The organism is Myxococcus eversor (assembly GCF_010894455.1).
GTDB lineage: Bacteria > Myxococcota > Myxococcia > Myxococcales > Myxococcaceae > Myxococcus > Myxococcus eversor.
Genome location: NZ_JAAIXY010000001.1, coordinates 597,876 through 620,315, shown reverse-complemented (window position 1 = coordinate 620,315; position 22,440 = coordinate 597,876). Strand labels below are relative to the sequence as shown.

General features: G+C 70.1%; 17 protein-coding genes. 8 read left to right on the top strand and 9 right to left on the bottom strand.

Annotated features, from left to right (window positions below):
* Positions 1–50: 50 nt before the first annotated feature.
* Positions 51–1,223 (top strand): Omp85 family outer membrane protein, encoded by a 1,173-nt coding sequence (omp85, locus tag G4D83_RS02510; protein WP_163862277.1) that lies wholly within the window; start codon positions 51–53, stop codon positions 1,221–1,223.
* 31 nt (positions 1,224–1,254) lie between these two features.
* Here the strand turns inward: omp85 and G4D83_RS02505 are convergent, their stop codons facing one another.
* From G4D83_RS02505 to fni, 5 genes are read right to left on the bottom strand one after another with little or no spacing between them, the layout of a single operon-like run.
* The gene (locus tag G4D83_RS02505) at positions 1,255–2,334 is read right to left on the bottom strand and encodes a mevalonate kinase family protein (protein ID WP_163862275.1); all 1,080 of its coding nucleotides are present in this window, start codon (positions 2,332–2,334) and stop codon (positions 1,255–1,257) included.
* The gene (gene mvaD, locus G4D83_RS02500) at positions 2,334–3,320 is read right to left on the bottom strand and encodes a diphosphomevalonate decarboxylase (RefSeq protein WP_163862272.1); all 987 of its coding nucleotides are present in this window, start codon (positions 3,318–3,320) and stop codon (positions 2,334–2,336) included. Before mvaD ends, G4D83_RS02505 begins: the two co-directional genes overlap by 1 nt.
* A gap of 8 nt (positions 3,321–3,328) precedes the next feature.
* Positions 3,329–4,261, bottom strand: a complete 933-nt coding sequence (mvk, locus tag G4D83_RS02495; protein WP_163862269.1) for a mevalonate kinase — start codon at positions 4,259–4,261, stop codon at positions 3,329–3,331.
* A gap of 5 nt (positions 4,262–4,266) precedes the next feature.
* Entirely contained in the window at positions 4,267–5,595 is a 1,329-nt protein-coding gene (locus G4D83_RS02490) for a hydroxymethylglutaryl-CoA reductase, degradative (protein WP_163862266.1), read from the bottom strand.
* A 39-nt stretch (positions 5,596–5,634) separates the two neighbouring features.
* The gene (gene fni, locus G4D83_RS02485) at positions 5,635–6,693 is read right to left on the bottom strand and encodes a type 2 isopentenyl-diphosphate Delta-isomerase (RefSeq protein ID WP_163862263.1); all 1,059 of its coding nucleotides are present in this window, start codon (positions 6,691–6,693) and stop codon (positions 5,635–5,637) included.
* A 163-nt stretch (positions 6,694–6,856) separates the two neighbouring features.
* Here fni and G4D83_RS02480 point away from each other — a divergent pair, with 163 nt between their 5' ends.
* On the top strand, positions 6,857–7,267 hold the full coding sequence (locus G4D83_RS02480; protein ID WP_176435328.1) for a hypothetical protein: 411 nt from the start codon (positions 6,857–6,859) through the stop codon (positions 7,265–7,267).
* A 47-nt stretch (positions 7,268–7,314) separates the two neighbouring features.
* On the opposite strand, the gene G4D83_RS02475 is transcribed toward G4D83_RS02480, so the two are convergent.
* Together G4D83_RS02475 and G4D83_RS02470 are read right to left on the bottom strand one after the other, a co-directional pair.
* Positions 7,315–9,660 (bottom strand): TonB-dependent receptor family protein, encoded by a 2,346-nt coding sequence (locus G4D83_RS02475; RefSeq protein ID WP_420826614.1) that lies wholly within the window; start codon positions 9,658–9,660, stop codon positions 7,315–7,317.
* Positions 9,661–9,847: 187 nt separating this feature from the next.
* Positions 9,848–11,326, bottom strand: a complete 1,479-nt coding sequence (locus G4D83_RS02470; RefSeq protein ID WP_163862257.1) for a hypothetical protein — start codon at positions 11,324–11,326, stop codon at positions 9,848–9,850.
* A gap of 145 nt (positions 11,327–11,471) precedes the next feature.
* On the opposite strand from G4D83_RS02470, the gene G4D83_RS02465 reads away from it, so the two are divergent.
* Together G4D83_RS02465 and G4D83_RS02460 are read left to right on the top strand one after the other, a co-directional pair.
* On the top strand, positions 11,472–12,704 hold the full coding sequence (locus tag G4D83_RS02465) for an imelysin family protein (RefSeq protein WP_163862254.1): 1,233 nt from the start codon (positions 11,472–11,474) through the stop codon (positions 12,702–12,704).
* Positions 12,705–12,880: 176 nt separating this feature from the next.
* The gene (locus tag G4D83_RS02460) at positions 12,881–13,867 is read left to right on the top strand and encodes a zinc metalloprotease HtpX (RefSeq protein WP_163862251.1); all 987 of its coding nucleotides are present in this window, start codon (positions 12,881–12,883) and stop codon (positions 13,865–13,867) included.
* Between the two features lie 45 nt (positions 13,868–13,912).
* On the opposite strand, the gene G4D83_RS02455 is transcribed toward G4D83_RS02460, so the two are convergent.
* Positions 13,913–14,731 (bottom strand): 2-oxo acid dehydrogenase subunit E2, encoded by an 819-nt coding sequence (locus tag G4D83_RS02455; protein ID WP_163862248.1) that lies wholly within the window; start codon positions 14,729–14,731, stop codon positions 13,913–13,915.
* Positions 14,732–14,976: 245 nt separating this feature from the next.
* Here G4D83_RS02455 and G4D83_RS02450 point away from each other — a divergent pair, with 245 nt between their 5' ends.
* Complete coding sequence (locus tag G4D83_RS02450; RefSeq protein ID WP_163862244.1) at positions 14,977–16,026, top strand: coiled-coil domain-containing protein; 1,050 nt, start codon at positions 14,977–14,979, stop codon at positions 16,024–16,026.
* Between the two features lie 87 nt (positions 16,027–16,113).
* Here G4D83_RS02450 and G4D83_RS02445 read toward each other — a convergent pair whose 3' ends face one another.
* Positions 16,114–16,572 carry a MarR family winged helix-turn-helix transcriptional regulator gene (locus tag G4D83_RS02445; protein ID WP_163862241.1) on the bottom strand — a complete coding sequence of 153 codons (459 nt, stop codon included), beginning with the start codon at positions 16,570–16,572 and terminating at the stop codon, positions 16,114–16,116.
* Between the two features lie 116 nt (positions 16,573–16,688).
* On the opposite strand from G4D83_RS02445, the gene G4D83_RS02440 reads away from it, so the two are divergent.
* From G4D83_RS02440 to G4D83_RS02430, 3 genes are all read left to right on the top strand, one after another.
* Positions 16,689–18,065: a TolC family protein gene (locus tag G4D83_RS02440; protein WP_163862238.1), complete on the top strand. Its 1,377-nt coding sequence runs from the start codon at positions 16,689–16,691 to the stop codon at positions 18,063–18,065.
* Positions 18,065–19,201, top strand: a complete 1,137-nt coding sequence (locus G4D83_RS02435) for an efflux RND transporter periplasmic adaptor subunit (protein WP_163862779.1) — start codon at positions 18,065–18,067, stop codon at positions 19,199–19,201. The genes G4D83_RS02440 and G4D83_RS02435 overlap by 1 nt, the downstream gene beginning before the upstream one ends.
* Positions 19,202–19,277: 76 nt before the next feature.
* The gene (locus G4D83_RS02430) at positions 19,278–22,424 is read left to right on the top strand and encodes an efflux RND transporter permease subunit (RefSeq protein ID WP_163862777.1); all 3,147 of its coding nucleotides are present in this window, start codon (positions 19,278–19,280) and stop codon (positions 22,422–22,424) included.
* Positions 22,425–22,440 lie beyond the last annotated feature (16 nt).

Genomic DNA, 22,440 nt, shown 5'->3' with positions numbered 1-22,440 from the left:
GTCCTTCAGTCGGGATGGAACCGACTCAGAGAGGCGTCACCACGGTCCCCATGCTGATCTCCGCCGTCCTGCTCGCAACCCTCGCCGCCGCCCCGGTGCAGACACCGTCTCGGCCGGCGCCGGGATTGCCGCCCGCGAAGACGGACTCGGGCGCGGACATCATCGCGCTGCCGATGATGACGTTCAGCTCGGACAGCGGCATCAGCTACGGCGCCGTGGGCGGCATCTACCTGTATGGCCCCGGGAAGACGCCCTACGCGCATGGCATCGGCGCGCAGGTGCTGTTCAGCAGTCGCGGGGTGCAGAGCCACTACCTGCGCTACGACGGGCCGCGCCTCATCGGTCCGCTGCGCCTGGAGGCCGGACTCGAGTACCGCCGCGAGCTGCGCAGCCCCTTCTTCGGCGCGGGCAACCTGTCGGCGCCGGACTTCAAGGGTGATTTGGACAACGAGCGCTTCACCTTCGACAAGGGCTCGCCGGGGGCGTGGGTCCGCCTTCGTGGCCGGCCGTTCGGCCCCACGCATCCGCTCCAGTCCTACGTGGGCTACGCGTGGCGCAACACGAGCGTGAGCGCGGAAGACCAGTCCATGCTGACGCAGCAGCAGCCCATCGGAATCGAAGGCGGCTCCACCGGCCAGCTCCTCGTGGGCGCGCTGTGGGACACGCGCGACGACGAGACGGACCCGCTGGAGGGCGGCGTGGAGGAGCTGGCCCTGCGCGTTTCCGGGCAGGCCACGGGCAGCCGCTACCAGTACGTGGGCATCACCCTGAGCGAGCGGCGTTATCTGCGACTGTCGTCGCGGCTGACGCTGGCGCAGCGGCTCACCCTGGACATGCTCTTCGGCGACGTGCCGTTCTTCGAGTGGAGCAACACCGGCGGCGTGAATGTGTCGGAGGGAATCGGCGGCATGAGCAGCGTGCGAGGAATCGAGCGCAACCGCTTCTCTGGCAACATCAAGGCGTTCAGCAACACGGAGCTGCGCTTCCAGGCCGCGCAGATGCAGGTGTTCGGAAAGAACATGAAGGTGGGCGCGGTGATGTTCCTGGACCTGGGGCGCGTGTGGCACCCGGGCGTGCCGGACGGCAAGTGGCATGAGTGGCACCCGGGCATCGGCGGAGGCCTGCGCCTCACCCGCCGCGCCGCCGTGGTGCGCATGGACTACGCCCGCTCCACCGAGACGGGCCGCCAGCGCATCTACATCACCTTCGGACACATGTTCTGAAGAGCCCCGCGCACCCGCGCTGGACCCGGGCTCAGACGCGCGCGTCCACCCAGGCGCGCAGCCGCGCATCCACCTGCGTCTCGCCCCGGACGCCCTGCTCGGCCTCCAGCAGCAGCGTGTGGAAGCCACGCGACTCCAAGCCCTTGCACAGCTCCGCGCGAGCCTCCGCGTCGGGGGCGAAGAGGATGCAACCGTCCCCGCCCCCCGCGCCGGACAGCTTGCCCACGCAACCATAGGCCGCCGCCATCGACAGCACGCGGCGCATGGCTTCCGTCTCCAGCGGACCCAGCTCCAACAGCAGCTCGTGCTGCGCCTTCACCGCCTCGGAGAAGCCCCGGAAGTCCCAGCCCGCGAGGCCGTCCTCCATCACCTGCCCCACCGCGTTGGAGCGCTCGACGAAGGCCTGACGCCCCGCCTCCTCCAGCCGCGCTTCCACCTGGCCAATCAGCACCCGCGTGGACGCGCTCTCTCCCGTGAAGGCATACGCCATGGCCACCCGGGGCACCGGCAGCCGCCACACGTCCACCGAGGGCGACTCCGTCAGCGCCGCGCTCAGCCGGCCGCCATTGCTCGCGTCGGCCAGGGGCGTCACGTCGTAGCGCCGGTAGCGCAGCACGCCGCCCGCGAAGCTCGCGGCCACGTCTCCGCCGCTGCCCTTGCCACCCTGCCCCAGCGTGTGCGCCAGCAGCGCCAGCTTCAGCGCGTCGTAGCGCTCCTCCAACACGTAGCGCGCGCCCTCGGCCGCCAGCACCGCCGCGCACGCGCTGCCACCCATGCCCAGCTTCTGCCCGTTGGGGCCCACGGCGGAGGGGGCCACCGCGAAGTCGAAGCCCTGGCTGGCTCGGCCGTGCGCGCGCAGCGCCTCGTCCAGCGTGCGCGCCACGAAGGAGAAGCCCGCGGGCACCTCGCGCTCCCAGCGCACGCCCTTGGGCGTCATGCTGCCGCCCAGGGAGCCCTCCTCCAGGCAGACATGCACGCGCGCATCCTCGCGGCGCCGCACGTAGGCCGCGGTGCGGGGTGCCACCGCCGCCACCCGCGCCACTCCGCCCCACAGCACCGCGTACTCGCCGGAGACGAACAGCTTGCCCGGTGCGGAGAGGGCGCGCTCCATCAGAACAGGTGCTCCTGCTTGAGCACCGCGTCCCCGCCCGGCACGCAGCGAATCACGTCCAGCGCGCCACACGCGCGCGCCAGCGCCTCCGCGGCGACTTCGTGCGCGGCGTCCGTCAGCAGCACCGGGTTGGGGCCCGCGTCCAGCGTGAACCAGACGGGGATGCCCTTCTTGCGGTGCTCGCGCAGGTGCTGGATGAGGCCCAGCGTCGCCGCGTTCAGGTAGCAGAGCGGAGGGTCGGCCGCGAGCGACGTGGAATGCATCCGCCACGCGTTGCGCTCACACAATTCACCCAGCGCCTGCAAGTCCCTGCGAGCGATGTGCGCGCGGGCGCGCGGCACTTCCTCTTCCGCGTCCCGCACCCAGGCCGCGTAGTACGGGCTGGTGTCCACCGTCTGCTTCATCCCGTCGCGGGACTTCACGTCCTTCTCGCCCCTGTCCAGCACCGCCACCACCATGCGCAGGTCCGGCCAGTGCGCCGCGTCGAAGCGCTGCACCGCGAAGCTGTCGTCACCATCCGGACGCTCGCCGCGCTGCCACTCGCAGAAGCCGCCCTCCACGCTGCGACACGCGGAGCCGCTGCCCAGCCGCGCCAGGATGCTCGCCGCCCTCGAATCCGCCGGCAGTCCCGCCGCCGCGCGCCCGGCGACCGCGAGCGCCGCGAAGCCCGCCGCGCTGCTCGCGAGCCCCGCCGCCATGGGGAAATCTCCGCGCGAGACGACCTTCGCCGGACCCAGCGCGTCCTTCGTCTGGGCGCGCACCGACTCCAAGAGGCGCAGCACGCGCTCGCGCTCGCTGCCCTTGGACGTGTGGCCGTTGATCTCCACCGCGTCACTCGACACGCCGAACTCCACCGTCGTCGTCACCGACAGCGGCGACAGCGTCAGCGACAGGCTGGACTGGTGCGGAAGGATGAGCGCGTCGTCCCGCTTCCCCCAGTACTTCACGAGGGCGATGTTGGGATGCGCCAGGGCTGTGGCTTTCATGGGAACACTCACGGCGCTCGCGGACCCGCGAGCTGGCTGCTGAAGCAGCGCACACCGAGGCGGGTGAGCTGGACCACCGCGGCCTCCGGTTCGAGGAACAGACCGACCACGGCCCCGCCATCCCCACCCGCTCCGGTGAGTTTGGCGCCCAGCGCCCCCAGGCCACGCAGTCGATACACCATCTCTTCCAACGGCGGCGAGGACAGGCCCAGCGCCGCCAGCAGGCCCTGGTTGACGTTCATCGCGTCCCCCAGCGCCTCCAGGTCCCCCGCCTCCACGGCCTTCGCGCCCTCCGACGCCAGCCGCCCCATCTCCGTGAAGAGGCGTCGGTAGCGCTCGGGCCAGCGAGCCTGCCGCTCCCGCAACGCCCCCACCGTCTTCTTCGTGGGGCTGCGCTCGCCGGCCAGCGCCACCACCACCTTCAAGGGGCGGGGACTGTCCACCGTCCTGCCACGCCCCACCGTCGCCGCGTTGGGCGTGCGGCGATAGAGCAGGAGCCGCTCCTCCGCGCTGGTGGTGTGGTCCACCCCGGAAGGCGTGCCGTGGAACTCCTGCTCCATCTCCCACGCCACCCGCGCGGCCTCTCGCGGCGTGGGCTCCTTGCCCGCCGCCAGCAACAACAGCCGCGCGCACGCCACGGACAACGCGGCGGAACTGCCCAGTCCGGCCGACAGCGGCAGCTCCGGGTCCAACGTCACCTTCACCAGGGGCTCACCCACCAGCTTCGCCGCGCGCGCGAAGGCGACGGTGAGCAGCGCCCGCTGCCCCCGGCTCAACGTGGACGGAAGGGAGAGCTGACACTTCTTGGACGGAACGCCGCGCGCCTTCACGCCTTGCGACAGCGGGCCCGCCAGCGCGGGATGGCCGTACACGACGCTGTGCTCACCCAGCAGGATGACCTTGCCGGCGCCGAACGTGGACAACGAGGACGGGGTGCTCACGGCGCTCAGAGTGTCGTGCCCGTGGCGGCGGCGGCGTCCTCGGCGGACAGGCTGGCGAGAATCTCCCGCGCCTTCTCCACCTTCACGTGGCCCGCCTTCACCAGCAGGTCCGCCAGCTTCTCCACCCAGTCGCCGCGCGCGCCCGCCGTCACCGCCACGCAGCGCGCGTGCAGCGCCATGTGGCCCTTCTGGATGCCGATGCTGCCCAGCGCCCGGAGCGCCGCGAAGTTCTGCGCCAGCCCCACCGCCGCGAACACCATGGACAGCTCACGCACGCTCGAGGCGCGCAGGAGCTTCAGCGACGTCTGCACGCCCGGGTGCACCTTGATGGGGCCGCCCACCAGGCCCAGCGCCAGCGGCAGCTCGATGCGGCCCACCAGGTGGCCTTCCTCCAGGTACCACGTCGACAGCGGGCGGTACTGACCGCCACGGCAGGCGAACGCGTGCGCGCCGGCTTCAATCGCGCGCCAGTCCTGCCCCGTGGCGATGGCCACCGAGTCGATGCCGTTCATCACGCCCTTGTTGTGCGTGGCCGCGCGGTACGGGTCGGCTTCCGCGAAGCGGCTGGCCTGGGCGATGCCCTCGGCGATGGTCTCACCGGGCATCTCGAAGTCGGCCAGCATCGCCAGGGGAATCCGGCACGTGGCGCGCGCCAGCCGGCGATCCGCCAGGTTGGAGAGGATGCGCAGGTACACCTTGCCGCCGGTGATCTGCTCCACCAGCGGCGCCACGCCCTCCGCCACGGTGTTGATGAGGTTGGCCCCCATCGCCTCCTGCGTGTCGATGAGGATGTGCACCACGAGCAGCGGCTCGCCGCGCGGGCCCTCGGGGGCCGGCAGCACGCGCACCTCCACGTCCTTCGCCCCGCCGCCTCGCGCCACCATGGCCGGGTGGAAGCTGTTGGCCAGGGCCAGCAGTTGCTCCTTGTGCGCCAGGATCTTTTCCGTGGCCTCGGTCGGGTCGCCGTAGCGCGTCACCTGGACCTGGCCAATCATCATCGACTCGTCGGCCTCGGCGTAGAAGCCGCCCGCCTCGCGGACAATCTTCGCGGCGAACGACACCGCCGCCACCACCGACGGCTCCTCCACCGCCATGGGCACCAGGTAGTCGCGGCCGTTGACCTGGAGGTTGAGCCCCACGCCCAGCGGCAGGGAGAACGTGCCCACCGCGTTCTCAATCATCTGGTTGGCCAGCGCCGGCTGCAGGGCCTCGGCGCCGTGAAGCTGCTCCACGTCCGCGGGCGACAGCCGCAACATGCGCGCCAGTTGCGCGACGCGCTCGGCCATCGGCAGCTTGTGGAACCCGGAGAGCCGGGACGTCACCGTCTCAGACATGTTGAGTCTTCCTTCTTCCCGCGTCGATGCGCACGGCGGCTACAGCGCCGTCATCCAATCCTTCAACACTCCGGTCACCACCCGCGGCCGCTGCCTCAGCTCAGCGCAGCTTCTGCTTCCCGTGAGCACGAGCGCCTGTCGCAACCCCGACAGGATGACCTCCAGCGCCCGCTCCGCCGCCTCCACCCCACCCGCCTGTTGCGCCCGGAACAGCGGCAAGGCCATTCCGCCCAGGTCCGCTCCGAGCGCCAGCAGCTTCGCCACCTCCAGCCCCGTCCTCACGCCACCGCTGCCCACCAGTCGGACTTCCGGCCCCACGGCCGCGCGCACCGTCGCCACCGCCGCCGCCGTGGGAATGCCCCACGCGCTGAATTCAGCCCCGACCTGGGCTTGTACGCCCGATGCCCGAAGTTGTTCCACGCGAACCCAGGACGTGCCACCCAGGCCCGACACATCCAGGTTGCGGACCCCCAACTCCACCAATCGCCGGGCCACGTCCGGGCCGATGCCGCATCCGGTCTCCTTCACGAGCAGCCGGTCACCGAAAGCCTTCACCAACGCGGCCACCACGTCGTAGCCGCCCCGGAAATCCCTGTCGCCCTCAGGCTGGGTCAATTCCTGCCCGGCGTTGAGGTGCAGCGCGATGCCGTCCGCGCCAATGTCCTCCATCAACCGCCGCACCCCGTCCACGCCCAGCCGCACTGCTTGATAGAGACCGATGTTGCCCAGCAGCGCCACCGAGGGCGCCACCTGCCGCACCTGGTACGACGCGGCCCGCGACGCATCCTCCGCCATGGCCCGCTGACTTCCCACACCGAAAGCCAGACCATGGCGTTCCGCCAGCAATGCGAGGTCGCGATTGACCGCGCCCGCACGCTCGGTGCCGCCTGTCATTCCGGTGACGAGCAGCGGATGGCGCAATTGCTTTCCAAGAAACGGGGTGGAGAGGTCCACGTCCTCCGCGTCCATCTCCGGCATGGCGCAGTGAACCAGATGGACGTGCTCGAGAAGCGTGCTGTTCTCGACGGGCTCGACGTCGCCGGTGGCGCACAGGTCGAGGTGAGCGTCTTTACGCCGCGCTGTGATGTCCTCGACCATGTGAGAAGCGACCCGTCCCAAGTGCCCGTCAGGGCGTGTAAGTGCCCGATGGCTCGTGGGTTTCCTAGCAAGCGCAAGGGGACGGGCGCAAGCCAAAGGGCTCGAGCGGCCCGCGGTGGCGACTCAATGGACGGCTCGGGCTGCTGAACGGTATGAGGCCCGCATGAGCACGCCCCTGTCACCCAAGGTGGTCGTCTTCCTCCACAGCGGAGATTACGACCGGGTACACCAGGGACTGTCCATCGCCGCCGCGGCGACAGCCTCCGGCCGACGCGCGGAGGTGTATCTCTTCTGGTGGGCGCTCGAGCGCTTCTTGCGCGGCGACCTGGACGAGCCTGACTTCCCGGGCCGGGCCGACATCACCGACCGCTTCGAGTCGAGGGGCATGCCCACGCTGCGCGCGCTGCTCGAGCACCTGACCGAGTCCGGGCTGTGCACGCTCGCGGGCTGCACGGGCTCGCTCGGCGCACTGGGGGGCGAGCCGGAGACCGCGAAGAGTGGCATCGAGTTGTGGCTCGGATGGAGCGCCATCCTCCAGCGCACCGCAGGCGTGACGGACCGCTTCTACCTCTGACCCGCATGCGCCCCGGCCGCGCTCCACCGGGGCGTGCGCGCGTGCCATCAGTGTGACAGCTTGAAGCCCAGAATCACCGTGCGAGGAGCGTTGGGCCGCGCGCCAAACGGACGGCGGGAGACGATGTCCGCCGCGTCGAGCACGTTGCGTGCGCTGAAGTAGACCTGTCCCCAGCGGGAGAAGTTCCAGTTCGCGTTGACGTCGAACGTGAGCAGGGAATCCGTCAGCTCACCCGGCGGTGCCTCGCCCTGCCCCGCGGACTCGCGCATGGTGTCGACATAGAGCGCGCTCAGGATGACGCCGCCCAGCGCGCCCTCCACACCCGCCGACGCGTAGAGCTGGTGCCGGGGCACGTAGGGAAGCTCGTCTCCCGCCTTCACGTCGCCGAACTGCGGGTCCGCCGAGCGGAAGTCGTTGAGCAGCTCCGTGCGCGTGAAGGTATACGAAGCAGAGAGGGGGAACGTCACGCCGCCACCGGGGCGGAAGGTCTTCTCCGCGAAGACCTCCAGGCCGTAGATGTGGGCCTGGCCCGCGTCCGTCTGCCGGTCCAGGTCGTCGTCCACGCAGCCGCTGGAGAAGGTGCAGATGGCGGTGAGGTTCGAATAGTCGTTGAAGAAGCCGACGACCTCGAAGCGCTCGCCCCGGCGCGTCCAGCGGGCGCCCGACTCGTAGTTGATGCTCTTCTCCGGCTTCACCGAATCAGGCTGGCCCGGCGAAGGCGGCGAGAAGCCCCGGTACGCGCCCGCGAAGACACCCAGGTTCGGCGTCAGCGCGCCGTAGGCCCCCAGGCCCGGCATCAGCACCTCGAGCGCGCCGTCCGTGTCCTCGCCGGTGATGCGGTCATACGAGCGGGAGCGGATGACCTCCAGGCGCACGCCCGGCGTGAGGACGAGCGGCCCCCAGGCGATGGCGTCCGTCACGTGCAGCGCGAGGGCGTGGGTCGCGTCCTTGTTGTCGGCCGTGGTGGACGTGGGCGCGCCGGCCAGGACGAGGGCGCCGCCCGCCATGCGGTATGCATCCTCGGTGTGCTTGCGGTCGATGCTGTCGTAGTGGAAGCGCGCGCCGACCTCCAGGCTGTGACTCAGCGGGCCCGTCGTCGTCGTCCACCGCGCGATGCTCTGGAGTCCCTGCGAGACGAAGGTGCGGTCATTGGGGCCGATGAGCAGCGTGTCCTGCGTGGATGACGTGTCAATCTGGCCGGTGAGCACGCCGTAGTAGATGGCGTTGCGCGCGCTCGTCGGGTCCGCGAGCACGGGGGCGATGGCGGCGCCGCCGAAGCGGTTCAACTTGCGCCACGCGCGCGAGAGGTCGTTTCGGTAGAGCGTGGTGGTGAGGGCCAGCGAGCCGGACTCCAGCACGTGACTGGCCGCCACCTGGGTGCGGTGCCACTTCATCCGGTCCAACGCGCTGGCGACGTAGCGGCGCAGCGGATTCTCCCGGAAGTCCGCATCGGACAGGCCCAGGTACGTCTCGTTGGACAGCTCATCGGAGTAGCCCAGCTTGAGGTTGAGGCTCTGCCGGACCTCTCCATCGGGCACCAGGCGGTAGCGGGCCTTCGCCATCCACTCGTTGCGCCGGAAGCCCGTGGTACCGCCGCCGTCCAGCTCCTTGAAGCCGTTGCTGCGCAGGTGGATGCCCTCCACCAGGAAGCCCGCGCGCTCGGTGCTCGCGCTGAAGACGCCGTGCGCCTTGCCGTACAGATAGCCGCCTCCGGCGATGTCCAACCACGCGGACTCGGACGCGGAGATATCGCGGGTGAGGAACTCCACGGAGCCCGCCACCGTCTGCGGGCCATGCTGGATGGCGGAGGGGCCCTTGAGCACGCGCACCGACTGCATGCGGGTGATGAGCGGGAAGAAGTAGGCCGCGGGCGCGGAGTACGGCGCGGGACCGAAGAGGACCCCATCCTCCAGCAGCGTCACCTTCTTGCTGCGGTCCGGATTCACGCCGCGCAGGCCCACGTTCGGCCGGAGCCCGAAGCCATCCTCGCCGCGCGCGTAGACGCCGGGCACGCTCGTCAGCACCGCGCTGGGGTCGTCCTTCTCGTAGCGCTCCAACTGCGAGGGCTTGAGGACGTGGACCGAGCCGCTGGTGCGCGTCTCCGAGGTCCCCACCACCACGCTCTCGAACTTCCGTTGACCGGCCTCGGGCACGACGGCCTCGGACGCGACGGGCTCGGACGCGACGGGAGGAACCTGGACGGGTGCTTCACCGGCGACAGCGGGCTCTTGCGCCGGAGCCAGGGGGGCATCCTCGGGCCGCGCGGGGGGCGGCGCTGACTCCGACGGCCCTGGCACGACGACCGGTGCTTCTGGAGTGGCGGCCTGCCCGGTGGGCGCTGCCGTCTCCTGTGGCACGGACTGGGCGGCCGACGACGTCACGACTCCCAACATGAGCATCGGAGCCGTCCAGCTCCACGCCCGCCTCGACCTGCCCTTGAACCATGCCATCTGCGAAGAACGCCCTTGTCTCGATGGTGTGCGGTGGCACTGCGCCAGAAACCAGGAAGCCGGGGTGGCCGGGCCCCGTGAAGGGACCCGACTCCCCGGCTTCAGGACTGGGTGCTACGAGCTGTTCGCGTTACTGCTTGTCGGCCGTGCCGGCGACGACGATCTTCCCGTCAGACTGCACGACGATGCCGCGCACGGTCTCCTCGGTCTTGCTGGCGATGAAGTTGTGCTTGACGATGCCGCCCGTGCCGAACGTGGTGTCCAGTTCGCCGGCCGTCGTGTAGCGCACCACCACCATCTTGTTGTCGCCGCCCTCGGTGACGAAGCCCGCCGCGTAGACGCGGTTGGACGCGTCGAAGGCCACGGACCAGAAGCGGTCATGGTCCGTCTCGGAGATGGTCGCGACCTTGGCGACCTCCGTGCCGTTCGCGCCCACCGGGATGATGGCCAGCACGCCGTCGTCATCCTGTCCGCCACCGGCACGGTAGCCGGCCGCCGCCACCCAGTTGCCGTCCGCAGACTTCGCCACGCCGAAGAACGCCTGCTCCGGACGCTCGAAGTCGTACAGCTTGTATCCTTCCGAGGCGAACGTCGTGTCGCGCGCGCCGTTCTTGTCCGTCACGAACACCAGACCGGAGATCTTCTGCGCCGCCGGCGTCGCGCTGCCCACGGTGACAACGCGGTCATCACCGAGGACCACCAGGTTGCGGCCGCGGTCGTTGTCGTTGACCAGGTCCAGCAGGGCGACACCGCCCGTGCCGAAGGTCATGTCGCGCTCGCCCGTGGCGGTGTACTTGAAGTTCACCACGTCCACCGTGCCGGAGGACGCGCTGCGGCCGTAGCCGGTGGTGACGTAGCTGCCGTCGGAGAACTGGCCCACCTGGTACGCCTCGGCCATGCCCCACTCGGGGTTGCTCGCGCTGACGGGACCGAACGGCGCGTTGTTGACGACGCCCTTCCACCCGAAGGTGTTGTCCAGCGCGCCCGTGTCATCCAGGCGCGCCAGCACGATGCGGTTGGCCGCCTGCGTGCCCACGCCCGTCGGCTGGCTGGTGTAGCCCGACGCGACAATCTTGCCGTCCGCCTGGACGATGCCATAGCGCGCGCCGTCGCTCAGGTTGGAGATGTTGAGCGTGTGCACGCCGTCGGTGCCGAACGTCGTGTCGCGGGCGCCGTTCGCCGTGAAGCGCACCACCACGCGGTCCGCGTCGACGCGGTCACCCTCGCCACGGCGCGAGCCGAAGACGACGAGCCGGTTGGTCGCATCCGCCGCCAGACCCCACACGGAGTCCTTCGTTCCACCCGCCACGGTGCTCAGGTCCATGCGCGTGGTGCCACCGGCGCCGAACGTCGTGTCCAGCGTGCCGTCCGTGTTGAAGCGCGCCAGCGCGATGTCCGCGTCCGACACCGTCGTCACCGGGCCCGCGTCCGGCGTACCGGAGTCGGGGGTGCCCGAGTCGGGCGTTCCAGAGTCCGGCGTGCCGGAGTCCGGCGTGTTCTGCGGATCCTTCTCGTCGTCATCGCCGCACGCGCTGCCAAAAACGGCCAACGTGAGCGAAAGGACCGCCACGCCCACAAACGACTTGCGCTGCTCCATCCGGCTCTTCATGTGCATCCCTCTCCCGAGTAATATTCCGTAACCTGCTAACGATAATCGTTCTCAAAATTGGAGCGGGCTCGTAAAACGGATTCACACGGGCTGTCAAGAACTCAAGCCTCGAGCCCCCTGCCATTCACGAGAGAAGCGAGACCCCATGGACACCCAGACACCGGGCCTTTTCCGCGCGCGCCGCACCCGCACGCTCCTGCTCATCACCGCCTTGACGTGGCTTCCGGGCTGCAAGGAGTCCGACAAGGGCAAGGACGACGCGGGGCCGGGCGGGCCGGGCGAAACGGACACGACGCGAGCGGACCTCTTGAAGGCGACGGGCGTCTGCGTGGAGAAGACGGCGCGCCAGTTCCTGGAGGCGAGCACCGCGCTGACGGGTGCGGTGTCGCGGTACGCGGGCCAGCCGGACACGGCGACGCGGGAGGAGGCGCGCGCGGCGTTCCACGCGGCCATGGACGTGTGGCAGGTGGCGGAGGTGATGCAGGTGGGGCCCGCGGCGCCTCGCAGCGCGGCGGGCGGCGCGGAGCTGCGCGACAACATCTACTCATGGCCGCTGGTGAGCCGCTGCGCCGTGGAGGAGCAGGTCGTCAGCAAGAGCTATGAGACGGCGGGCTTCCCCACGTCGCTGGTGAGCCGGCGCGGCCTGTACGCGCTGGAATACCTGCTGTTCCACGAGGGGGAGGAGACGGTGTGTCAGCCCACCTCGCCCATCGTCGCGCAGGGCACGTGGGCGGCGCTGTCGTCGGAGGAGCGGGCCTCGCGCAAGCGCGCCTATGCGCTCGCGGTGGCGCGGGACGTGAATCAGCGGGCGACGCTGCTGGTGAAGGCGTGGGCAGCGGACCAGGACAACTTCGCCAACACGCTGGCGACCGCGGGCTCCGGCAACACGGTGTTCCCGACGAACCAGGCCGCGCTCAACTCACTGAGCGACGCGATGTTCTACTTCGAGAAGGAGGGCAAGGACCTGAAGCTGGCGCGGCCCCTGGGCATGCGCGAGTGCTCGACGGACACCTGCCCGGAGCATCTGGAGTCGCAGTTCGCGGGCCGCTCGAAGGCGAACCTGCGGGCCAACGTCCGGGGCTTCCGGCTGCTCGCGCAGGGCTGCGGAGAGAACTACGCGGGCACGGGCTTCGACGACGTGCTGGTGGCCGCGGGCGCGGAGGCGCTGGCGCAGAGGCTGGTCGAGCGCATCGTCGCCGCCGAGGCGGCCTTCGGCACCATCGAGGAGGAGGACCTGAAGCAGGCGCTGGCCCAGGACAAGCCGTCCGTGCGCGCGCTCCATGACGCCTTCAAGGGCGTCACCGACGTGCTCAAGACAGAGCTCGTCACCGTGCTGGATTTGGAGCTGCCTCAGTCCGTCGAAGGGGACAACGACTGAAGCGCCGCCACCTCGGGGCGGGCCTGCCCGGCGACGGCACGCCCGCTCCCCTGGTCGACGTCCAAGCGGCGACGCAACCCACTGGATTCATTACGATTTCCAGGGGCGTTCATTGACGTGCCGGCCCGCCTGTTTACGTTTCTGAAGCCCCTGACGGGGGAAAGGAACGAGACGACATGGCACTCACTGGCACCCACGAAACTTCCCGGAACGGCGGCGGACGTCCGGCGCTGCACGGCGGCGGTGGGTGGCACCGCCTGGGCAACGCGCTCAAGACGACGGTGCTGCTCGCGGGCCTCACCGCGCTGGTGCTCGTCATCGGCCAGCGACTGGGCGGCGCCCAGGGTTTGATGTTCGCCGGCTTCTTCGCCGTGGTGATGAACTTCGGTTCCTATTGGTTCAGCGACAAGATTGCCCTGGCCATCCATGGAGCGCGGCCGTTGCCCTACGAGCAGGCGCCGTGGCTGCACCAGATGGTGGAGCGACTGGCGACCCGCGCGGGCATGCCCAAGCCGAAGGTCTACATCCTGCCCACGCGCGCGCCCAACGCGTTCGCCACCGGCCGCAATCCCAAGCATGCCGCCGTCGCGGTGACGGCGGGCATCATGGACATCCTCGACCAGCGTGAGCTGGAGGGCGTGCTCGCGCATGAAATCGGGCACGTGCGCAACCGCGACACGCTCATCGGCACGGTGGCGGCCACGCTGGCCGGCATCATCAGCTACGCGGCGCAGATGCTCTTCTGGTTCGGCGGCTCCATGCTCAGCCGGGGCGATGACAGGGAAGGCGGCATCGGCAGCGCGTTCGCCAACCTGGGCCTGCTCCTCGTCGCGCCCATCGCCGCCACGCTGTTGCAGCTCGCCGTGAGCCGCTCGCGCGAGTATGGCGCGGACGCGACGGGCGCCGAGCTGAGCGGAGACCCGGATGCGCTGGCGGATGCGCTGCTCAAGATGGAGCGCGGCGCGGAGGTGATGCCGTACGACAGGGCGCCGGCGACGTCGCACCTGTTCATCGTCAACCCGCTGCACCGGGGGGGCGTGATGGCGCTGTTCTCCACCCACCCGCCCATCCCCGAGCGGGTGCGCAGGCTGCGCGCGATGAGCGCTCGCACGGGCGGCTCGCGCGCTCGCGGTGGCCAGGGCAGCTGGGAGTACGCGTACTGACGTGAAGCCCCCGCGCGGGGAGCGGCCGCACACGCCTCCCCGCGCTCAGTCCCCCGAGGCCGCCGCGTCCGGCGGACCGAACGCCGCCTCGGGGTCTTCCAGCAGCGCCTTCAACGTGTTGGCCAGCACGCCCGCGTGGAAGCCGTCGATGAAGCGGTGGTCGATGGACGCGTTGAGGCTCATCACCTTCCCGACCACCACCCGCCCCTCCTCCACCACCGGCGTGTCCCTCACGGCTCCAGGCGCCAGGAACACCGGCACCCGCGTGAAGGGCACCAGCGGCAGATACGCCGCGTCCAACCCCAGCTCCCCCACGTCCGTGACGATGGCGGCGCCGAACGCGTCCCTCGGCAGGCCGAAGCGGCCCAGGTCCAGGTTGAGCGTCACCGCCAGGAACGACACCCCTCCGGTGAACCACCGCATCAACGGCGCGGGCACCTTCTCCACCCAGCGCCAACCCTGGCGAGTCCCCGCCTCCTCGCGCGCGGCGTCCAGCGCGAGGACCAGGTCGCGCAGGCTCTTCTGGTCCGCGTCCACCACCCGCACCGGCGCCCATCCCGTCTCCGAGCGCAACAGCGCGGACACCGTGATTCGCTGACGCAGGTAGATGCGGTGGAAGCGCAGCACCGCGTTCGCGTCCGGGCAGCGCCGCAGCGCCTCCGCCAGCGCCTTGAGCACCAGGTGCGTCACCGTCAGCCGCAGGCCCGTGCTCCGCTGGAAGGCCTCCATGTAGACGAGCGCCCGGTCCATCCGCACCGCCAGCGTGCCGTAGACGGTGGGGTCATACGCCGTCCCCCAGCTTCCAATGGCCAGCTTGCGGAAGCTCGATACGCGCGGTTTGGGTCTCAGCTCCAGATGGGCCATGTCACACGTGCTCCTCGGGGCCTCCCGCGGGCGCGGCGCAGCATCGCGGCTCCCGGCGGGGCGGGGAAGACCCCGTCCGGGCGATTGCCCTCCGAGGGGGCCGTCGATTTCGCACGTGCACCCCTGCTCCGAACAGGGCATGGAGGCGGGGTACCGGGGCCGTCCGCTCTGCGCACCCTTGACGGGCCCGCGCTGGACGATAGGCTGCCCCGCTTTTTGCATATCCCTCCCGTGGAGGTCGTCCCGTGGTTCTCCTGGTCATCGCCCTGGCAGTCGGGCTCGCCATCTCGCTGTATTTCAACCTCTTCGTCGGCGGTGCGAAGCAGACGGCGCTCCCGTCCTCTTCCTCGTCCTCCAACACGCCCCGCGTCGAGCTGGAAGCCGACCACAGGGCCGCGCGCGCGAAGGCCGAAGCGGAGCTGCAGCGCAAGCAGAAGGAACTGGATGAGCAGCGCGCGGCGCTCCAGGAAGTGAAGGAGCAGCTCAAGCAGACCAAGCGCAAGGTCTTCGAGCAGAAGGAGGGCGACAAGGGTACGCAGGACCTGGCCAAGGCCCGCGCCGAGGTGGAGCGCAACGCGTCGCTGCAGCTCGAGCAGACCCGCCTGGAGCTGGCGCAGGTGCTCACCGAGAACCAGCGGCTGAAGGCGGAGTCGGAGGGTGGCCGTGGTCGTCGGCCGCCGCAGCAGGCCCCCGCCGCTCCCGTGGCGCCCGTCGCCACCGCGCCCGTGGCGCAGATCGCCGCCCCCGCCAAGGAGGGTGAGCAGGTGGTGGCCGCGGCCGTGTCGGTGACGCCGGTGGCCGAGGCCGCTCGCGAGGACCGGACTCCCCGCCGCGTCATCCGCGAGCTGAGCGAGGCGGACCGCGAGAAGATGGACCGGCTGGAGCAGGCGGCGAACAAGGACCGCAACCGCGCCGTGGAGCTGGAGAAGGAAGTGCGTCGCATCAAGGGCCGCAACGAGACGCAGCAGCGCGTCTACGCCGCGACCAAGGGCGACCTGGATTTGATGAAGGACAAGTACAAGGCCCTGGAGAAGCGGCTCAACCGCACGCTCCTGGAGCGCGACCTCATGCGCCGCGCCATCAAGGACCTGGAGAAGAAGACGGGCACCCTCGCTGAGCGCACCGAGCTCACCCCGGAGGAGATGGCCGCCAGCGACCAGCGCACCGAGGAGACCTCCCGCGTGCGCGCCGAATCCGAGGCCCAGTCCGCCGCACAGCAGGCGCCCGCCGAGGCCCCCGCCGCCGAAGTCACGGCCGCCGCCGAGGCCGAGCCGAAGTCCGCGCAGCAGGCCTGACAGGCCGATTCACCGCTTCGAGCCGAGGGGCTCGGTCTTCCGGATTCACTTCCGGAGGCCGGGCCCTTCGTCGTTTCGGAGGCCCGCTCACTCCCCGCCGCAGCCGCCACCGCCGTCGGAGGACTCCGGACCGCCCGCGCGCATCGTCAGGCCCATCTGGAGCTTCTCCATCAGCCGCTTCAGCTCCGACAGCTCCGGCTCCGGGAGGTACTCCCCCAGCTCGCCATCCATCTCCCGCAGCACGTCGAGCAGGTGGGCCAGGTCGTGCTCGCCCGCCGCCGTCAGCTCCAGCCTGAAGCAGCGCCGGTCCTCTCCGGCCCGCCTCAACACCAGCCCATCCTCTTCCAGCCGATCCACCAGCCTGCTCGCCGCGGGCGCGTCCACCATCATCCGCTCAGCAAGCGCGGACTGCTTGCGCACGCCCTCGGAAATGGCCTTCAGCGCCAGCAGTTGATTGAACGGGCGACTCGTCCGCACCCCGAGCTTGTCGGTCAGGTGGCGGCGAAGGCTGCGACGCAGCGAGGCGAGGTGCTCCGCGAAAGTCATTCGTCTGAAGAAATAGTTGTCGCCTACAATGGTTGTCAATTACATCTGCCTGACGCGATTCGTCGCGTGGGGGGAGTCGAGTCGCACCTGCAGTCACTCTTACCTACCCCCTTGGTATGTCCGCCTCCACCGTTCTCCTCCTGGCGTTCGTCGCTGCCTCGACGCCTGCCGCGCCGAATCCTCCTGTTCCTCCGCCCGTCCCCTTTCAGCCGAAGGTGGAGGACCCGATGTTGGCCCCGGTTCCTCCCGCCACTCAGCAGGTCAGCACCTGGGACCAGGCGCTGACGCTCGTGCGGGAGCGCTCCACGAACCTGCGGTCCGCCGAAGCCGGCATCCAGCGGGCCGAGGGCCGGTGGCGTCAGGCTTTGGGGACGCTCCTGCCCAACGCGCGCGCCCAGGCGAGCGCCACGCATGACTTCCTCAACCCAGACACGGCGGTGGGTGTGTTTCCCTCGCCAGCCCTGGACGGGCGCACGGGCACCGCGCCGATTCTGGGCTCGGTCTCCGCGTCGTTGAGCCAGTCGCTGGTGGACGTGGGCGCCTGGCGCGGCTTGTCGTCGGCCGCGGCCAATGAGCGCGGCGCGGTGGCCAGCCTCCAGGACTTGCGTCGCCGCCTCACGCTGGGACTCGCGCGCACCCTGGTCGCCACCGTGGCGGCCGAGCGGGCCGCGGAGCTCAACCGCGTGGGACTGCTCCAGGCGCTGGAGCGCTCCGCGCTGACGACGCGCTCCTTCGATTTGGGCGCGAGCAACCAGCTCGACGTGGTGCGGGTGAACCAGGACGTGGCGCTGGCGCGCGGCGCGCTCGTCGCGGGTGACGAGCAGCTTCGCCGGGCCCGCGAGGCGCTCGGCATCGCCCTGGGCTTCGGCAACGCGGTGGGCGTGGACACGTCCTTCAACCTGAACGGGCTGATGGAGGACACGCGCAAGGCGTGCACCCCGCTGGAGAACCTGGACGCCCGGCCGGACCTGGCCGCCGCTCGCGCGCAGGTGGAGGCGTCTCGCGACAGCCGCCGACAGGCGTCCGCGGGCTACCTGCCCTCGCTCGGTCTGACGAGCACCCTGCAAGGCGTGACGACGGACCCGGGCTTCGGACGCTTCTCCACGTGGAGCATCGCCGCGGTGCTGTCCGTCCCCATCTGGGAAGGCGGCCAGCGCGGCGGTCTCGTGAAGGAGCGCGAGGGAATCGAGCGGCAGGCGGCCGAGGCGCTGGAGGGCAGCCGCCGCGACGTGTCCGTCGAGGTGACGCAGGCCCGGCGCAGCATCGAGGTGGCGCAGGCCCTGGTGAAGACGGCGTCCGAGTCGCGCGAGCTGGCGGACCGGACGGACCGGCTCACCCGACGTTCCTTTGAAGTGGGCCGCGGCGACAGCCTGGAGCTGGTGCAGAGCGGAGCGGCCCTTCGCCAGGCGGAGTTGACGCTGGCGCTGCGTGAGTTCGAGCTTGTCCAGGCGCGCCTGGACGCATTCTTGACGGAGGCCCGGTGCGACTGGTGATGCGGGTGCGCCCCCTGAAGGCGCTGAAGATGACGTTGTGGAGTACCGCCCTGCTGGTGGCGGCGGGCTGCTCGGGCAAGGCGGCGCCTCCAGCCGCTCCACCTCCTCGCGAAGTCCAGGTGCTGACGCTGACGCCCAGCGAGGTGCGCGACACCGGGGAGTATCTGGGCTCGCTCTTGTCGCGGCAGAACATCACCGTGCTGCCTCAAGTGGCCGGCTACGTGCGCCGCATCCATGTGAAGCCGGGCCAGAAGGTGGAGGCCGGGGCGCCGATTCTGGAGGTCGACTCCCGCACGGAGACGGCCGCGCTCGACAGCGCCCAGGCGCAGCAGAGCTCCGCGCACGTCAGCCGGGAGCTGGCGCGCACCACGCTGGCGCGCACGGAGGCCCTCTACAAGGAGGGCCTGGCCAGCGCGCAGGAGCTGGAGCAGGGCCGCGCCCAGGTGGAGGCCGCCGAGGCCGCCTCGCGCTCCGCCGCCGCGCAGGTGGCCCAGCGCCAGGTGCAGCTGCAGTTCCACGCCGTGCGCGCGCCCTTCGCGGGCACCGTGGGCGACGTGCTGGTGCGCATGGGTGACTTCGTGGGCGCGACGACGCCGCTGACGACGATTGCCCAGGCGGATGTGCTGGAGGTCAGCGTGGCGCTGCCGTCCGAGCGCGCCCGCGCCCTCAAGCCGGACACGATGCTGGAGGTGCTCGACTCGCGGGGCAAGGTACTGCTCACCAGCCCCCTGTTCTTCGTCGCGCCGCAGGCGGACCCGCGCACGCAGTTGGTGGAGGTGAAGGCGGCCTTCCAGAACACCGCGGGCCTGCGCCCCAGTGAGCTGGTGCGCGCGCGCATCGTCTACGCCGTGCGGGACGCGCTGCAGATTCCCGCGCTCGCGGTGGTGCGGCTGAGTGGTCAGCCCTTCGCCATGGTGGTGCAGGACAAGGAGGGCAAGACGGTGGTGGAGCGCCGTCCCATCGTCCTCGGCACGCTGGGAGATTTGTCCTACGTCATCGAAGGTGGACTGAAGCAGGGCGACCGCGTCGCCGTGTCCTCGCTGCAGGCGCTGCGCGACGGCATGGCCGTGAAGGTGAAGTCCCCCGACGCCGGTCCGGGCGCCGGGTCCGGTGCCGCCACGGCGGGCAGCCGCTGAGCAGGGGATGGACCCAAGCCTCGCGAGCAGCGGCGCGAGGCCTGGATATCGCCATGAGAATGAGGGCCTGAACGCCGTGTTCGTCGACTTCTTCATCCGCAGACCCGTCTTCGCCATCGTCTGCTCCATCTTGCTGACGCTGGTGGGGGCGATTGCCATCCCCACCCTGCCCATCTCCCAGTACCCGGACCTGGCACCGCCGCAGGTGACGGTGACCGCCAACTACGTGGGCGCCAGCGCCGAAGTGGTGGAGAGCGCCGTCACCATCCCCATCGAGCAGGAGCTCAATGGCGTGGAGGGCATGCGCTACATCACCTCCACCAGCAGCAACGACGGCACCAGCCAAATCACCGTCACCTTCGAGCCCACGCGCGATATCGAAGTCGCCGCCGTCGACGTGCAGAATCGCGTCAGCCGCTCCGCCGCGCGCCTGCCCGCGCAGGTGAACCAGACGGGCATCGTCGTCAACAAGGCGTCCAGCCAGATGTTGATGACGGTGGGTCTGTCCAGCCCGGACAACCGCTACGACGCGAAGTTCCTCAGCAACTACGCCGACGTGAATCTCAAGGACGCCATCAAGCGCGTTCGCGGCGTCGGCGAGGTGCGCATCTTCGGCGAGCGCAAGTTCTCCATGCGCCTGTGGTTGGACCCGACGGAGCTGGCGCGCCGCAAGCTCACGCCCCAGGACGTGACGCGCGCGCTCCAGGAGCAGAACCTCCAGGTGGCCGCGGGCCAGGTGGGCCAGCCACCCTCCAGTGACGAGCAGCCCTACCAGCTCGCGGTCCGCGCGCGCGGCCGTCTGGTGGAGCCGGAGGAGTTCGGCGAAATCGTCCTGATGCGCGACGCAAGCGGCAAGGCCGTGCGCGTGAAGGACGTGGGCCGGGTGGAGCTGGGCGCGGAGAACTACGGCACGCTCCTGCGCTTCAACGGGAAGACGGGCGTGGGTCTGGCCATCTTCCAGTTGCCCACCGCCAACGCGCTCGACGTGCGCGACGGCGTCTTCAAGGAGCTGGAGCGCCTGTCCGTGCAGTTCCCGCCGGGCATGACGTTCCAGACGGGCACGGACACCACGCTCGCGGTGCGCGCCTCCATCCACGAGGTGCTCCAGACGCTGGTGGAAGCCATCGCCCTGGTCATCCTGGTCATCTTCCTGTTCCTGCACGGCTGGCGCAGCGTGCTGATTACGGCCTTCACCCTGCCCGTCTCGCTGGTGGGCACCTTCGCCTTCGTCCAGTTGATGGGGTTCTCCATCAACACCCTCACCCTCTTCGGCCTCACGCTGGCCACGGGCCTCGTCGTCGACGACGCCATCGTCGTCATCGAGAACATCGAGCGATTGATGGTGGAGCGACACCTGACGGCGCGGCAGGCGGCGCGCGAGGGCATGAAGGAGGTGGCCGGCGCGGTCATCGCCATCTCCGTCGTGCTGGTGGCGGTGTTCGTCCCGGTGGCCCTCTTTCCTGGAACGACGGGCGCCATCTACCGACAGTTCGCGTTGACCATCGCCGCGTCCGTGGCGCTGTCGACGTTCTGCGCCCTGACGCTCACCCCGGCCTTGAGCGCGCGGATGCTCAAGCACCACGTGGGTGAGAAGTGGGTGTTCTTCCGCTGGGTGGACAAGGTGCTGGACGCGACGCGCGCCTGGTACGGACGGAGATTGCGCGCGCTGCTCAAGCACCCGCTCATCGTCCTCGTCGCCTTCCTGGCCTGCATCGCGGCCACGGCGGTGCTGTTCCGGGTGACGCCCACGGCCTTCATCCCCGACGAGGACCAGGGCTACGTCATCATCTCCATCCAGGGTCCGGAGGGCATGTCGCTGGCGCAGTCGGAGAAGGTGCTGGCCCAGGTGGAGGACGTGCTCAAGCAGCAGCCGGAGGTGCGCGCCATGTTCGCCATCGGCGGCTTCTCCTTCCAGGGCACGGGCCCCAACCTGGCCACGGTGTTCACCAGCCTCATTCCCTGGGAGGAGCGTCCGGGGAAGACCCAGTCGGTGGCGGGGTTGGTGGAGCGGCTGCGCGGGCCGCTGAGCCGCATCGGTGGCGCGCGCGTCATCCCCTTCCAGCCTCCGGCCATCCGTGGCGTGGGCAGCGTGGGCGGCTTCCAGTACATCGTCGAGGACACGGCCGGCTCGCGCACGTTGGATGAGCTGGCGACGGCCACGCAGGACCTGGTGGCGAAGGGCAACGCGGATGGACGGCTGCGCGGCGTGCTCACCGCGTTCAACGCGGACACGCCGCTGTTGGACGTGGAAGTGGACCGTCAGAAGGCCAAGGCGCTCGGCATCCCCATCGAGCAGGTCTTCGGGACGATGCAGGTCTACATGGGCAGCCAGTACGTCAACGACTTCAACTACGCGAACCGGACGTACCGCGTCTACGTGCAGGCCGAGCAGCAATACCGCGACAGCCCGCAGGACATCGGCGCGTTCTATGTGCGCAGCGACAACGGGGAGATGATTCCGCTCGAGTCGCTGGTGAAGGTGACGCCCACGGTGTCCGCGCAGGTCATCCGTCACTACAACCTGTTCCGCTCGGCGGAGGTCAACGGCGCCGCGGCTCCGGGCGTCTCCTCCGGCCAGGCCATCGAGACGATGGAGGCGCTGGCGGCGGAGATTCTTCCCCAGGGCATGACGGCGGAGTGGACGGGCATCAGCCTGGAGCAGAAGGAGAGCGGCGGGCAGACCGTCATCATCTTCGGCCTGGGGCTCTTGTTCGTGTTCCTGGTGCTGGCGGCGCAGTACGAGAGCTTCAGCCTGCCGTTCGTCATCATCCTCTCGGTGCCCCTGGCCATCATGGGCGCGCTGGGGCTGCAGCTCCTGCGCGGCTACGCCAACGACGTGTTCTGCCAGGTGGGTCTGGTGATGCTGGTGGGCCTTGCCAGCAAGAACGCCATCCTCATCGTCGAGTTCGCCGAGCAGTTGAGGGAGAGCGGCAAGGACGCGCTGGAGGCGGTGGTGATGGCCGCCGAGGTGCGCTTGCGTCCCATCCTGATGACGTCCATCGCCTTCCTCCTCGGCGTGGTGCCGCTGATGACGGCGCAGGGCGCGGGCGCGGCGGCTCGCAACTCGCTGGGCACGACGGTGTTCGGCGGCATGCTGGTGTCCACCATCGTCAACCTGGTCTTCATCCCGGGCCTCTACGTGCTGATGCAGAAGGTGCGCGGCGAGTCCCGGCGGGAAGCGGCGGACGACGACGAACTCCCGGCGCACGCTCCGGCGCCGTGAGGCAGTGAAGGACGCC